Source organism: Desulfovibrio sp., from assembly GCF_009712225.1.
Classification (GTDB): Bacteria; Desulfobacterota; Desulfovibrionia; order Desulfovibrionales; family Desulfovibrionaceae; genus Desulfovibrio.
Map to the genome: position 1 here is coordinate 981,648 of NZ_WASP01000006.1, position 13,227 is coordinate 994,874.

Below are 13,227 nucleotides of genomic sequence, written 5' to 3' on the forward strand. Positions count from 1 at the left end.
AAAACCATCAGCGCAGCAACCGTGCAAACCGGCAATGGGGCGCACACCACAAAAAGATGTGCCCGGCAACAAGGTGCAGCAACAGCCATAATCCGTAACCCGGCATGCCAGAGCGTGCCAGCAGGCCGGTAAAAGGCAACAATACCAGCAGGGCCATAAGCCGCCAGTCACCCTTTGTTGCGGCAGCGCGCAGATCGGCCAGCAGCAGATGGCGCAGCGGCAGGGCCAGTACGCCAAGGGTCAGCACAACCCCAAGGCCATCGGCCCAGCGAAAGGCCATGCCCGGCCAGTCAAGGCCAATGCCGCGCCCAATGAGCACCGCATGGCCGGGGGCGAACAGCACAACCACAAGGGCTATGAACAGCAACCAGAAGATTGCGTCGTTGACCAGCACACGCACGGGCCACTGGCCGCGCAACAGGTCAACAGGCACAAGCCGGGCGCGCCAGCGGGCCACAAAGTCCTGGGTCGTGCAGCCGCTGGCCTTACACTGGCGCAGGCGCAGCATGCACCCGGCCAGGCAGCCCAGCAGAGATATCAGCAGTCCCGTGCCGGAAAGAAATGAAATCAGCGTTGTCATTGCTTGCTCCAGCCTAATCCTTGCCGTTCAGAAAAAGGTAAAAGCCCAGCAGACCGAACAGGGCAAAGCAGATGAAAATAAACATCCAGCCCGTACCGGACATGAGGGAGGCATAAAGCGAGTAAAATACCGTCTGCATGGCATACTCCCTGTCAGGCTTCGGGTTTGTAGTCGGGGTGATCGCGCAGCACCGGCATCTTGGCGCATACAAAACGGTACACGGTCACCAGCCCCACCAGCATGAACAGCGAAAGCGTTATTTCTCCCAGCGAGGGAAAATACTTGAGCTGCGAGGGCAGATTGTAGTTGTAGGCCACAAGGCTCACATCCATACGGTTGAGCATGACCCCAAATACAGAAAGCCCCGCCGCCACACGGATAAGCCCGTAACGGCGCTCACGCACACCCACGGCAAACATGAAGGCGGGCACAATGACCAGCGCCATCTCCAGCAGCCACAACATGCCGTAACCGCTAAACACATGCTTCCAGCCGTTGTCAAGCGTAAGGCCGCCTATCTTTATGACAAAGTAGCCCATCAGCAGCAGCGATGCGCCGCGCGCAAGGCTCAGGCTCACGCCGTCAAAGCTTTTTGCATGGTTGTCGTCCATGTATTTGTGCATGCCCGCGTGGGCCAGCGTGCCCTCAAAAATCACCATGCTGAGCCCGGCGTACAGGCTCGACACAAAGAAATACACCGGCAACCACGTGGAATACCAGAGAGGGTGCATCTTTGAGGGAACCATCACATACAGCCCGCCCAGCGACGACTGGTGCAGGGTGGAAAGTATGATACCCAGAGCCACCAGCGGCATAACCAGCTTCATGAGCATGGCGCGCAGTTTTTGCCAGCCCAGCCATTCGCAGGGAATCACAAACCACAGCACGGCCATGACGCACAGGTAAAAGAACTCACATACGCCCACGGTAAACAGCAGCGAGGTCGTGCCCTGCGAAACGAACACAGGGTACGGCAGACGCCACGGTTGGCCCACATCATACAGCAGGTCGGCAATGACAAAGGCATAGCCGAAAAATGCCGTGGTCAGGGCGGGCCGCCACATGGAGCGCAGATTGCTGAAGCCGAAGATGTAGTAGCCTGCAGCCAGCGTAAAACCGCCAGCAGCCAGGGCAACCCCGCACAGCAGGTCAAAGCCGATCCACAGGCCCCAGGGGTAGTAATCGTCAAGATTGGTAACCGCGCCAATTCCCCAGCCAAAACGCATGACCGTAGCCACTGCTCCGCAAAACAGAATAATGGCGGTAATGATGTTGCCCGGCGTGTTGAGCAGGCCAAGCGTATTTTTCAGCAGTTTCGAAGGCTTCAGCATTGTCCGCCTCCCTGGCCCTTTTCAGGATTATGGTCAGCGGGCTTGCTGCCACAGGCCTCTGCATGGGTGTCAGTGCAGCCCTGGTCTTTCGCCTGCTGCGCGCCCTCGCGGCGGGCCTGCTCCACCATTTTTTTGTAATGTTTGCTCATGGAATACGCGCCGCCCAAAATCACCGGCCACACGCCCGCAATTACGGCAATGGAACCGAGCATGCCCCGAGTGAGCTCTGGCGCTGAAACGGCGGGAACGTCCGGCTGTCCCAGCTCGGCATGCGGCACAGGCGAAAGGTACAGCCAATTGGTGCCGCCCATTTCGTGCTCGCCGTAAATGTGGTCTTCGTACATGCCGGGGTTGTCCATGATACGGCGGCGGGCCAGCGTGATCAGGTCGCTGCGCCTGCCAAAAATCAGGGCTTCCTTGGGGCAGGCCTCCACACAGCCGGGCAGCTGCCCTTCCTTGAGGCGTGGGGCACACATGGTGCACTTGTACACCAACGGATTCCAGGCATTGTTGTAATCATATGCAGGCACGTAAAAAGGACAGGCCATCATGCAGTAGCGGCAACCCACGCACAGCTTGGGATTGTACACCACCGGCCCCTGCTCTGTTTTTACAAACGCCTTTACAAAGCAGGCCGAAGCACAGGCCGGTTCCTGACAGTGGTTGCACTGCAATTTGCGAAACACGGGCGCGTGCCCCTGCGGCTCATATCTGTTGACCACCGTATAGGCCTTGAATGTTGGCCTGCGGATCTGGCCGAATACCGAAGGGTCGTCAACGGGCTTTTCCAGTGGGGGCAGCACGTCTGCATTGACCTTCTGACAGCCTTCCTCGCACTTGCGGCAGCCGATGCAGCGTACCGAATCATGCAGTACGCCCACGGCATCGGGGCTTCCGTCATAGGCAAACCGGGCGGCCCCGGCTGTGCCGGGAAGCGCGGCACCAGCCACGCCGCCCAGGCCCAATATTTTCAAAAACTGTCTGCGCCGCATGGCGATCCTCCCCTGCTTGCGCATTGCATCATTTCATGCCCCACTTCTGCCATGGAGCAAGCCGCCAAGGCGGCGCCGAAAACACGCACCCTGCGGCTATGGGCTGGCAATGGCGCCCACATCCTCATTTTCTGCCAGAAAGGCAGCGTAATCCTCATCGAGATACAGCGTGGAATACAGATACACCGTGCCAACGGAACTTTCCGTAAACCTGATGTCCTCGTATTCCGGGTTTTCAGCCATATCGCGCAGGCACTGCTGCAAGGCCTCGGCCTCAAAAAGAAAGGGCGGATACTCAAATATTTCAAGGGCCACAGGCCGGGGGTAGTCGCGCGAACTGTCGCGCACCACACTGGCGACCTGCACCATCCTGTTGTTGCCGGTGGAAAGAATACGGGCATACAGGCTGCTCATCTGCGGCCTGTAATGGTAGTATTCCTTGCCGTCCCAGGCGGTGAAAACCGTCACCTCGTCGTTTTCGGCCAGCAGCTCGCCCAGCAGGGCCGCCGCGTAGGCGGCTTCCACCATCCGGGGGGCGGCTGCAACCTGTTCAGGCCCAGATGCCGGTACGGATTCTGTTACCTGCTCCACAGCATGTTCTGGCGCTGCCAGCGCCTCTGCTGGGTGCAGCAGAGAGGTAAGCAATTCCCTGCGGCTCAGCAGACGGCGGGTTTTGCGCAGGCCCGGCACTTCCGGGTCTGGGGCCGAACCGGGCTGGGCCTTTTCCATGGCCTTGATACGAGCCATGTCTGCGGCCACGGCCTGCGAATCCGGTCCTTCAAAACGGGGATCTGGCAGACTTTCCAGTTCTTCGCGCACCTGGGCCACGGTAACGGGCGGCGTTGCTGCCGCACGCTCCACAAATGCCGCCAGCAGTTCTTCGACCGTTACAAGGCGCTCATCGCTGCTGAAATCGGCCAGCGTTTCCACCAGCAGCACCTTGTCGGCGCTACGCTGGTTTACCAGCACGGTGTCGTCGCATTGCACAGTCGGCTGCATTTCCGGGGCATGGCCTGTTTGCTCCACGTTCGGGACAGCGTGACCAGCTTGCTCCAAATTGGGGGCGGCATGGTCGCCCCCGCCAAGGGGAGCGACCATCTGCACCTGATTCTGGTTACTCATAGACTCTCCAAGGTTACGCGCCGGGGACCAGCTTTTCCTTGGTCATGGTATCGGCCACATCGTTGAGGCCCAACGAACGGTACTGGTTCGCTGTGGGCAGGCCGGACTTTACGTCCCAGCCCTGCACTTCGTAGAACAGGTCGAGACTCTTTTCGATATCGGCCTTGTCCATACGAATGGTGCCCTTGGTGAAGGGGGCCTTGTCTTTTTTGTCTTCAAACAGCCAGTTGGGGTACTGGTCGTGCTTTTTGCGCATGTCTGCCGTCTGCATCTGGCGCGCGGTATAGGCGCGGTGCAGGTTAAAGGCGCGCTCAGCGCAGCGGTCCAGTTCCTTTACGTCCAGATTATGACCGGTAAGGACCCTATAATACTTGCTTTCAAGGCTGTTATCGCCCATGTAGCCGTCCTGTTTGTTGGGGCTGGAAATCCACGGCCCCATCCAGTTGCAGAACGAAAGCATGTCGTGCAGTTCCTTGCGCTCGATGGACCACTTGGCGCGGATCATCTTGTACTTGTTGGTGGGCTTGTAGTCGCCGATGGCGTCCACCGCATCGGCAGAACCCCAGAAGTGCTCTGCAAGGCGCTTTTGCACATCAATGGGCAGGCCGCTGCGCACAAAGTTGCAGTTGGAGTGGCACATGGGATCGCGGTTGTACTGGGTGTTGATGACGCACCCGGTCTGACCGTCGTCTTCGTTGGCGTGGTGCTTGGGATGCCCCATCTTCCAGTAGACGGTACGGTGGTCGTCCTTCCATTTTTCTTCGGGAATACCCATTTTTTCAAGCATATAGCCTGTGCCCATGCCAAGAAGCTGACCAAATTCACCTTGCTTGTAGGCAATGCGGTTTACGGCAACCTTGATGAATTCCGGGTTGCAGGCGTCCACCATGTCCCAGGGAATGGACTTGTACTCGTCCGCACCCAGCTTCTGCTTCCAGATGCCGTCTTCGTACATGTTGCTGAAATCGCGGAACAGCTGACCGTAGTTTTCCCACACGCCCAGATCGTCCATGAGTTCTATGCCCACAAAACCGGCCTGACGCGCCAGATCGCTCTTTTTGCGCGAAAGTTTGGGGAACCATTCACGCCCGCCAAACATGCCCACGCAGGTATTGAACTGGACGGGGCTGACGCCGAACTTGGCAGCCGTGTCTTCGTCCTTCATCACCGTGTAACAGCGGATGGGGCAGGAAAAACAGCCGTTGTTGCGCACTGTATACTGCCACACGTTGTCGCCCAGAAAATAGGCGGCGTTGTTGGTGCGGTACGAAATGCGGTTGAGCGAACGCACGTCGTTTGTAAGCGTAACCGGTGCTTCAGATGCGCCCCAGCGCTTGCCAGGCGCGCCCACCCAGCGGGAACCGGCATCCCAGTACTCAAAGAGCGGGCTGGGAAAGTTGGGAACCACATGCTGATTGTTGGCGCCGATGATGGTGCGGTGGTAGTTGATGAGCTTTTCCCAGTCGGCCTTGTCGCCAGCGATGTGCACAGGCTGGCTGCCCTGAAGGGCAATGGCCTTGAGCATCTTGGAGCCCATGACAGCACCGATGCCGCAACCGGCTGTATGGGCGCGGCTGTTGACCACCACGGAATACGGAACCAGATTTTCACCGGCGGGTCCGATGGCGGCAACGGTGCCGTCCGCGCCCACTTCTTCGCTGATCACGCGGGTGGTGCGGCGCGTACCCTGGCCCCACACATGGCTGGCGTCCTTGAGCCACGCCTTGCCGTCACGCACATGCAACCACACGGGGCGGTCGGCCTTGCCTTCGATAATAAGAAAGTCGTAGCCAGCGTATTTCAGGTGCTCGGCAAAATTGCCGCCCATGTGGCCCGAACCAATGAGGTGCTGCGGCCACGAAACAGGCATGATGGTGGTAACAGCGGTACGCCCGCTGCACAAAGCGCCCGTACCGGCCAGCGGCCCCACGGCAAAAACGATCTTGTTGGCTTCGTCATAGGCCTTGGTTCTGGGCGCAACTTCGTCCCAAAACACCTTGTAGCCCAGGCCCGTGCCGCCAATAAAATCAAGATACTTGTAAGTGTCCTCAACCGTGATGCGGCCCGTGCTCAGGTTGACCCGCAGGCCCTTGCCCTGATAGCCGCCGAATTTTCTGGCCATAGATTCCTCCAGCTCACAAATGGAGCGTAATTCCTGTGAATACCCGCTCTGCGCCGCAACCTGTACGGCGCAAAGGGTGCGCGCTACTGCTCGTATTTGAGGTTACGCGGCCCGCCGGGCGATTCCACATGGCAGGCGTTGCAGGCGGCGCGACGGTCATCGGGAATCATCATCGAGAACGAACCACGCGTGGTGGCCTCGCGGGTGCGGTCGCTCCAGGGCACATAGCGCAGGGCGGCTGCCGGGCAGGCATCCACGCACTTGGGCGCGCCGTTGCACAAAAAGCACTTGTCGGCCTTGCCCTGCTCTTCATCAAAGGTCATCACGCCCCATGGGCAGGCCTTCTGGCACAGGCGGCAGCCCACGCAGCGGTCTTTGAGCACCACACGAGTGCCCGTGCCCTTTTGGGCGATGATGGCGTTTTGCGGGCAGGCGGTGGCACAGGGCACAGGGTGCGGGCACTGCTTGCAGGTATCCTGAATCACCAGCGAGCCAGAGCCGTAGATGCCCTTGGTGGTGTTTTCAAGCCCGCCCTCTGGACCAAACATGGCATTGCGGCTGATTTTGATGCGCGCAAGCTTGGGGTCGGCCTTGCCGTCGTTAAATTCCGTACAGGCAAGTTCGCACCGCTGACAGCACACGCACAGGGTGGGATCGCCCACAATCATGCCCGCCGCTTTTTCCATAATCACCAGAGGCGAAGCCTTCATGGTGGCCAGTGCCTCCGAGGCCTGCAACGTGGCCAGCCCAAGTGCCGCGCACGACGTTACCTTGATGAAGCCACGGCGCGAGAGGTTTTCGAGCAGCAGGTCTTCATCGGCACGTTTCAGTTTGCTCAACATATCAGCCATACAGCGCTCCTTGTCATGATCGACAATGGCATCACGGCAGCACAAGCTGCCCGTTTTCATGATATATGTGCATGCTGCCAGACTTAACATTGCCCAGCAGAGTCAACCCGTTGGCACGCGCCAGATCAACAGCGCGCGACATGGCACGAGAAAGGGAGGCAAAAACCGGCACGCCAATGCGCACGGCCTTTTGCGCTATTTCAGAAGCGATACGCCCGCTGCTGATGATCATGTGGTCTGCAGGGTTAAGCCCCTCAACCAGCATGTAGCCCACGAGGGTATCAATGGCGTTGTGGCGACCAATATCAAGGCAGTAGAACACCATGCCCTGCTTGCTGAGCAGGGCGGCGTTGTGGCAGCCGCCGGTCTGATGGAATATTTCAGAGCGTTCTTCAAGCTCTTGTGCGCCGCGCAGAATAACCTGCGGGTCCCAGGTGGGAACCTGCGCACGGGGAATACCCGGCAGTCTGCGGGCAGAGAGGGGAATGTTCCAGCCCATGGCTGAGGTGATGGTGAGCCTTGGGGCGGCCTGCTCTGTGGAACTGGCCGCCTTGCTACAGCAGGCCCCTCGCAGCAGCACGTCCACGCGCAGTTCTTCCGCGCTGTCGGCGGCAGGCGCGGCATCAGCCGAAGGCGAAGGCAGGGGGGTTATGTCCATGCCAGCCAGATCGTGCAGACTGTTGATGACCCCGCACGAATAAAGAAAACCCGGCACCAGATAACGCAAATGCTGGCCCGAACAGGCCACCCGCACAAAGGGCACACCGTTGACATGCACTGTCAGCGTCTGCTCTCGGCACGACAAAAATACCGCAGGTGCAATCTTTCCATTGCTGTAAGTCAAAATATCATAACTGCGCACTGTGGCCGGTGGCGAGGCCACTGGCAGCACATCATCTGCGGTCATGGTTTTGAGCTGAGCCATAAGCCCCTTCCTTATCTATGTGCCAGTCCCGACATTGCGAGACCGACGCTCCCCTTCTGCAACATGGGTACAGCAGAAGTCATCAGACAATGGGCTTTCGCCCCGCAAGGCTGAAACCTTTACGCTGATACAATTTTGTTCTTTTTTTCACATTGCTTCCGCAATGAGCATCCCAAGCCGTGTTTCATTCTGCCAAATGTCTTGTACCTGGGAACTGGTGGAGATATGAACCTGAACCAGAAGCTGCCCGGAAGCGGTGGGGGGGGGCTGCCACGTGTAAGACTTTCTTGCTATGCGTAACCAGCTGATTACGCTTTAAAAATTTCAACAAGTATTCATGGTTTTTATTGATTGCGTGATCAAAGCTTAGGTAAATCGCGCAGTGCCGTCAACCCTATGTTCAAATTTTCACCCCGGCCATAATTTTTATAACTATATTAAATTTAACAATATTTACAAAAACACTGCAACTTACTATAATTACATAAGTCGGCACTGCCATTTTTGGGTTCAGCCCAGCAAGGAAGGATTGCCCGTGTCCCATTATTTTTGCCTGCGGGAAACAGCGGAGCTTACAGCTTTCATTGCCGATTTTGCGGCCCTGCCAGCAGAATCGGTATCTGTGGCAGCAGCCCTTGGCCGAGTGCTGGCCCACGACATATGCTCACCGCTGCCCTGCCCTGCCAAGAGCCATTCTGTGCGCGATGGCTACGCGGTGCTATCTGCCGATGTGGCCGGGGCCAGCCCGCAAACCCCCATCTTACTGCGTCTGGCAGGCGAATGCCACATGGGCAAGGAGTGCAACGCCCACCTGCAGGCTGGCGAAGCCTGGCGTGTTTTCACTGGCGGCCCTCTGCCGCATGGCGCAGATGCCGTGGTCATGCAGGAAGACGCAGTGCCGCAGCAAAACCCTGCCAGTGCGGCGCATGTGGCCGTGTGCCATTCCTGCCCAGTTGGTCAGCATGTGCTGGCACGCGGGGCAGACATGCCCCAGGGAGCCCCGCTGGCAAAAGTCGGGACAAAACTGGGCGCTCACCACATTGCCCTGCTGGCCCAGTTCTTTCAGCAAGTACCTGTACACCGGCGGCCAGTGCTGGGCGTTCTTGCCACCGGCGACGAATTTTGCACCTCAAACACAGCATCAGCCATTGCCGAAGGGCAGACCAGCACCAATGCCCTGCTGCTGGAAGCTCTGGCAACCACGCTCGGCGCGTGCTGCCTGCACCTTGGCACTGTGCCAGACAACATTGATGCCCCAAAAGAGCGACTGCGCTCGGCTCTGCCAGACGGGCCAACCCCCTGTGATGTCATAGTTGTTATTGGGGGATCATCTGGCGGCAAACGTGATTTCAGCGCACAGGTTATTGCCGAGCTGCCGGGCTGCCGCCTCTGCGGGCATGACCAGCGCGTGAGCAGTGGCCGACCGCTTACCATCGCCCGCGTGGGCCAAACCAGCATCTGGGGTCTGCCGGGGCATTCGCTGAGCCTTGCGCTGGCCGCGCAGGTTTTTCTGGCTCCACTGCTGCAAAGGCTTGGCGGGCAGCAGACCGCCCCTGAATTTATGGGCAGCTCGCCAACGGTGCTGGCCCGGCTGGGGCTGGCACTGCCTGCAGGGGGACCCGCCCCCACCCACTACCCCGTTATGCTGCGGCGCGAGCACGGGCGGCTGACGGCCTGGCCCGTTACCGCAGGCACAGGTAAAACCGCCGTACTGCGCGACATGCACGGCTGGATTACCATGCCCGGCAGCCCCAACCCGCACAGGGAAGGATTGCCGCATGGCGGTCTGCGGCGTGGCGCGGCCCTGCGCGTGCGGCTTTTTGCCTGATGCAGGGTGCCCGCACAAACCTGTAACCATACGCATACACACAGCCTCTTGCCTTGCTGCTGGGCCATGACCACATTGGCAGTCAAACAAACCAGGCGGTGAAATACCATGCCCTCGCGCCTTCCGGCCACCCAGCAAACCTTCACCTCACCGGACAAGTATCCGTATCTGGAGGTGCGCACCACGCTGCAAAGCACCCTGCCCTATGCCGAACATTTTCATTCGGCCTTTTCCTTTGGCCTTATTCTGGAGGGCGGCACGTGCTTTACCCTCATGGGGCAGCCCCACAAGGCCCTCAAGGGTGATATTGCCCTTATCGCACCCGGCATGGCCCATAGCTGCAACCCGTTGGACGGCAAGGCCCGCAGCTACCACATGGCCTACCTTGATGCGGCGTGGTTTGTGCAGCACATCTGCAACCCGCTGGGCATTGCCGAAATGTATGCGGTGACACAACCGGTGGTGCGCGACCCAACGCTGTTCCAGCAGGGGCTTGCCGCGCTGGAGGCTTTTTGCAGGGGCGAAGACGGGGCGGAATCACTCTTTGTGGATATGTTTACCAGGCTACAAGCGACATACGGCTGCCTTGTCAGCATTACTGCAACAGACAGACGTACAGATTTACCCGTTGCCGCTGCCAACCTGCTGCTGACCGCCCACGATGCAACAACCGGTGAAGCCAGCCTGTCTTGCCCAAATAACGCGCCAGACCACGCGCCCGTGGCATCCCTTGCCCGTCGGGCTGGCCTGCGGCGCGAAAGTTTCTCGCGGGCGTTCAGGCGCACGGCGGGGCTGCCTCCCAATGCATGGCTGCACTGTCTGCGGCTTGAAAAAGCCCGCGTTATGCTGCGTCAGGGTAAAAGCATTACCGAGGCTGCCCTTGCGGCGGGCTATGCCGATCAAAGTCACTTTCACCGCATGTTTGTAAAATTCTATTCCGTCACGCCGGGCTGTTATCAGCGGAGCCGGTCACATTCGTACAATACGCGCAAGTAAAAAAAGGGTGATCTGTCCGCAAGGAGATCACCCATGTTTGCTTCAGCATCCTCACTCATTCCCGCTGCCTTTCCCGCGCTGGCACTGGCGCACTTTCTTGCACTGCTCAGCCCGGGGCCGGATTTTTTTCTCATTCTCGGTCACGCCGTGCGGCACCGCCTGCGAGGGGCGGTGTTCATCTGCCTTGGCATAGCCATGGGCAACGCCCTGTACATCTGCCTGGCGGTTTCGGGCTGGTCGATCATGCGGCAAATTCCCTCGCTTTACCGTATCATGGAGCTGGCGGGCGCTGGCTATCTTGCATGGCTTGGCTGCTTGCTGCTGCGGGCAAGCAGCCAGTCAGCCTCGGGAACAACCAGCCTTGCAAAGGGCGAGGCAAATGCGCTCTCTCCCGCAAGGCAACTGATCACGGGCCTCGGCTCTGCCCTGCTCAACCCCAAAAACGCGGTTTTTTATCTCACGCTCATGACTGTCATTCTTGGGCCCACCGCCACACTGCAGCAGCAAACTTTTGCCGGAATATGGATGACCCTGCTGGTCTTTGCCTGGGACGCCGCCCTTGCCGCGGCCATATCCCTGCCCGGGGCGCAGCGGGCGCTGGAAAAGCGCATTCCACTTATTGAAGGGCTGGCAGGTCTGACGCTTGCAGGCATTGCCCTGTGGCTGGCGCTGCGCCCCCTGTTTGACTGAAAAAACCACATAAACGACGACAAAAGGCCCGCGTTACGCAAACGCGGGCCTTTTCTGTCAGACTATTATGGCAGATAGCGCCCTAGGGCGCATAGGGATCAAGCTGGATATCCACCGGCGAGGTGAGGGTCAGCTCGTGCTTGACCTCGGCCTTGCCGCCCGCAGCCACATCCACATTCCAGAACAGCAGATGTTCCTGCGCGTCCTGCTGGGCCTGCGGCTTGTCGCGATAGGTTACGGTAACGCCCTGATCAACCACCATGGGCATGGGCCGCTCAAGCCGCACGGTCACGGCCTTGTCGCGCGTGTTACGCACGGTGTACGTCCAGCCCCATGTCCAGGTACGGCTTTTGCCAATAAAGCCCTTTTCGCCACGCTGGCGGACATCTGCCGTGGCGGTCACCTGCACGCGCGGGTCTGCGCCGAAATACAACGTCGTATCGTTGCCGTTGGCGTGGAACTGGCCTGTGCCCACTCCCTGTCCGTCCACGCTGAATTCAGCCTGTCCGTCGGGCCATACCTGCCCGTCGGGCAGTGTGGGACGCGCCATCAGCCACACGCGGCTTTCTCCCGTAGAAGGCCGCGCGAGCCATTGCAGGGGCGTCTTCCATTCAGATTCCAGCACCAGCAGGCGTGAGCGGCCTTCGGGCAAGCCTTTTTCACCCAGCGTCCAGCTGGCATACACACCCGTGGTGTCGGCCACCACTGGGGCGGCAGGGGCCGGGGCGGCTTCGGGCATCGCGGCATCGGCAGCCATCATCATGCGCGGGGCCGCCTTGGCAAGAGGTTGGGCCACAGGCTGCGGCTGAGAATCAATAACCCAGCGCGGCAGGGGCGCGGGTTCGCGCGGGCCCTGCCCACGGGAGACCAGAATCAGCTGGGTATCGGCCCAGTCCATGCCCGAAAACTGCCACACCTCGGCCATAAAACGCACCTGGGTGGTATCACCCTTGCCCTTGTCGGGCTGAGCATCAAAAGAATAGGCAGCCCGCCAGCCGCAGTTGCGCAACGTGTAGCTGTAACGCACGGGCAGTGTTGCGGAAGAAACGGTTTTTTGCAGCGTAACCAGCACACTCTGGCCCATTTCACCACTGGGCGGCAGTTGCTGCAGTTCCTGCTTCAGCAGGGCCAGACGGCGCTCGAGATCGGCTTTTTCGTAATTGAGGGCAGGCACAACCTCGCCCATGCGCTTTTCGCGCTGGGTCAGATCCTGAAAACTGCCCTCTGCGCCCTCGCCCTTCCACAGGGCCAGCTGGGCCTTTACGGCCTCAAGCTTGCCCGAAAGGGTCATGATGGCATGCTGGCGCTCTTCGCGCATTTTGGCCAGATCACCGCTCTGGTCAATGGCTTGTGGCAGACTTGCCCAGCGCACAATAGTGTACCCCGCTACGGACATGCGCAAATTTTCTGCTCCGGCAGGCAGCACAACGCGCACCTGACTTGTGCCATTGGAAGTAATCACTGGGGCCTGCTGCTCCACCTCAAGCAGACCGCCCGAGGGGGTAAGCCGGGCAATACGGGGAGCGGCTGGCCCGTTGGCAGGGCCTGCGGCAAGGGCACTGGTGGAGGAAAGACTGAGCAGGGCGCACAGCGTGAGCAGCAGCGCCAGCCCAGTCGCGGCCTGCCGCCCTTTGTGCCGCTGGCGGCAGGGATTGGAAGAAAAAATGAAAAACAGTGGGGATGCAATACGTGCGTGTGACATCGGCCCTCCGGCGATAACCGCCGCAAAAGAAGCCGCCCCGCCCCAGAAAGCGGCGGGGCGGGGGGCGGCGGGCGGCGGGGGGTGGGGG

General features: G+C 59.7%; 12 protein-coding genes. 3 read left to right on the forward strand and 9 right to left on the reverse strand.

Features of this window, described 5'->3' with window-relative positions; translation table 11 throughout:
- Positions 1-7 precede the first annotated feature (7 nt).
- The 8 genes from F8N36_RS09655 to F8N36_RS09690 all read right to left on the reverse strand — a co-directional run bounded on the left by F8N36_RS09655 (position 8) and on the right by F8N36_RS09690 (position 7,923).
- Positions 8-580 carry a hypothetical protein gene (locus tag F8N36_RS09655; protein ID WP_291332581.1) on the reverse strand — a complete coding sequence of 191 codons (573 nt, stop codon included), beginning with the start codon at positions 578-580 and terminating at the stop codon, positions 8-10.
- Between the two features lie 13 nt (positions 581-593).
- A complete protein-coding gene (locus F8N36_RS09660) occupies positions 594-719 on the reverse strand; it encodes a hypothetical protein (protein WP_022658500.1) in 126 nt (41 codons plus the stop codon).
- Positions 720-732: 13 nt separating this feature from the next.
- Positions 733-1,911, reverse strand: a complete 1,179-nt coding sequence (gene nrfD, locus F8N36_RS09665) for an NrfD/PsrC family molybdoenzyme membrane anchor subunit (protein ID WP_291332582.1) — start codon at positions 1,909-1,911, stop codon at positions 733-735.
- On the reverse strand, positions 1,905-2,903 hold the full coding sequence (gene hmcB / locus F8N36_RS09670) for a sulfate respiration complex iron-sulfur protein HmcB (protein ID WP_291332583.1): 999 nt from the start codon (positions 2,901-2,903) through the stop codon (positions 1,905-1,907). The genes nrfD and hmcB overlap by 7 nt, the downstream gene beginning before the upstream one ends.
- A gap of 96 nt (positions 2,904-2,999) precedes the next feature.
- Positions 3,000-4,025 (reverse strand): hypothetical protein, encoded by a 1,026-nt coding sequence (locus F8N36_RS09675; RefSeq protein WP_291332584.1) that lies wholly within the window; start codon positions 4,023-4,025, stop codon positions 3,000-3,002.
- A 13-nt stretch (positions 4,026-4,038) separates the two neighbouring features.
- Positions 4,039-6,147: an aldehyde ferredoxin oxidoreductase gene (locus F8N36_RS09680; RefSeq protein ID WP_291332585.1), complete on the reverse strand. Its 2,109-nt coding sequence runs from the start codon at positions 6,145-6,147 to the stop codon at positions 4,039-4,041.
- Positions 6,148-6,230: 83 nt separating this feature from the next.
- Positions 6,231-6,998, reverse strand: a complete 768-nt coding sequence (locus F8N36_RS09685; RefSeq protein WP_291332586.1) for a 4Fe-4S dicluster domain-containing protein — start codon at positions 6,996-6,998, stop codon at positions 6,231-6,233.
- A gap of 31 nt (positions 6,999-7,029) precedes the next feature.
- Positions 7,030-7,923, reverse strand: a complete 894-nt coding sequence (locus F8N36_RS09690; RefSeq protein WP_291332587.1) for a formate dehydrogenase accessory sulfurtransferase FdhD — start codon at positions 7,921-7,923, stop codon at positions 7,030-7,032.
- A 535-nt stretch (positions 7,924-8,458) separates the two neighbouring features.
- Between F8N36_RS09690 and F8N36_RS09695 the strand changes: the two genes are divergently transcribed.
- The 3 genes from F8N36_RS09695 (at position 8,459) to F8N36_RS09705 (ending at position 11,437) form a co-directional block, all read left to right on the forward strand.
- Positions 8,459-9,751, forward strand: a complete 1,293-nt coding sequence (locus F8N36_RS09695) for a molybdopterin molybdotransferase MoeA (protein WP_291332588.1) — start codon at positions 8,459-8,461, stop codon at positions 9,749-9,751.
- Between the two features lie 108 nt (positions 9,752-9,859).
- Positions 9,860-10,747, forward strand: coding sequence for a helix-turn-helix transcriptional regulator (locus F8N36_RS09700; protein WP_291332589.1), 888 nt, complete (start codon positions 9,860-9,862; stop codon positions 10,745-10,747).
- A 33-nt stretch (positions 10,748-10,780) separates the two neighbouring features.
- A complete protein-coding gene (locus F8N36_RS09705; RefSeq protein WP_291332590.1) occupies positions 10,781-11,437 on the forward strand; it encodes a LysE family transporter in 657 nt (218 codons plus the stop codon).
- A gap of 82 nt (positions 11,438-11,519) precedes the next feature.
- Here the strand turns inward: F8N36_RS09705 and F8N36_RS09710 are convergent.
- Positions 11,520-13,227, reverse strand: a 1,708-nt coding sequence (locus F8N36_RS09710) for a DUF4139 domain-containing protein (protein ID WP_291332591.1), incomplete at its 5' end; no start/stop codon positions are given.

What these genes read in the sequence shown, in the direction of transcription:
- F8N36_RS09655 (WP_291332581.1), bottom strand. Translation starts at nt 580, where the DNA reads ATGACAACGCTGATTTCATTTCTTTCCGGCACGGGACTGCTGATATCT.
- F8N36_RS09660 (WP_022658500.1), bottom strand. Translation starts at nt 719, where the DNA reads ATGCAGACGGTATTTTACTCGCTTTATGCCTCCCTCATGTCCGGTACG.
- nrfD (WP_291332582.1), bottom strand. Translation starts at nt 1,911, where the DNA reads ATGCTGAAGCCTTCGAAACTGCTGAAAAATACGCTTGGCCTGCTCAAC.
- hmcB (WP_291332583.1), bottom strand. Translation starts at nt 2,903, where the DNA reads ATGCGGCGCAGACAGTTTTTGAAAATATTGGGCCTGGGCGGCGTGGCT.
- F8N36_RS09675 (WP_291332584.1), bottom strand. Translation starts at nt 4,025, where the DNA reads ATGAGTAACCAGAATCAGGTGCAGATGGTCGCTCCCCTTGGCGGGGGC.
- F8N36_RS09680 (WP_291332585.1), bottom strand. Translation starts at nt 6,147, where the DNA reads ATGGCCAGAAAATTCGGCGGCTATCAGGGCAAGGGCCTGCGGGTCAAC.
- F8N36_RS09685 (WP_291332586.1), bottom strand. Translation starts at nt 6,998, where the DNA reads ATGGCTGATATGTTGAGCAAACTGAAACGTGCCGATGAAGACCTGCTG.
- F8N36_RS09690 (WP_291332587.1), bottom strand. Translation starts at nt 7,923, where the DNA reads ATGGCTCAGCTCAAAACCATGACCGCAGATGATGTGCTGCCAGTGGCC.
- F8N36_RS09700 (WP_291332589.1), top strand. Translation starts at nt 9,860, where the DNA reads ATGCCCTCGCGCCTTCCGGCCACCCAGCAAACCTTCACCTCACCGGAC.
- F8N36_RS09705 (WP_291332590.1), top strand. Translation starts at nt 10,781, where the DNA reads ATGTTTGCTTCAGCATCCTCACTCATTCCCGCTGCCTTTCCCGCGCTG.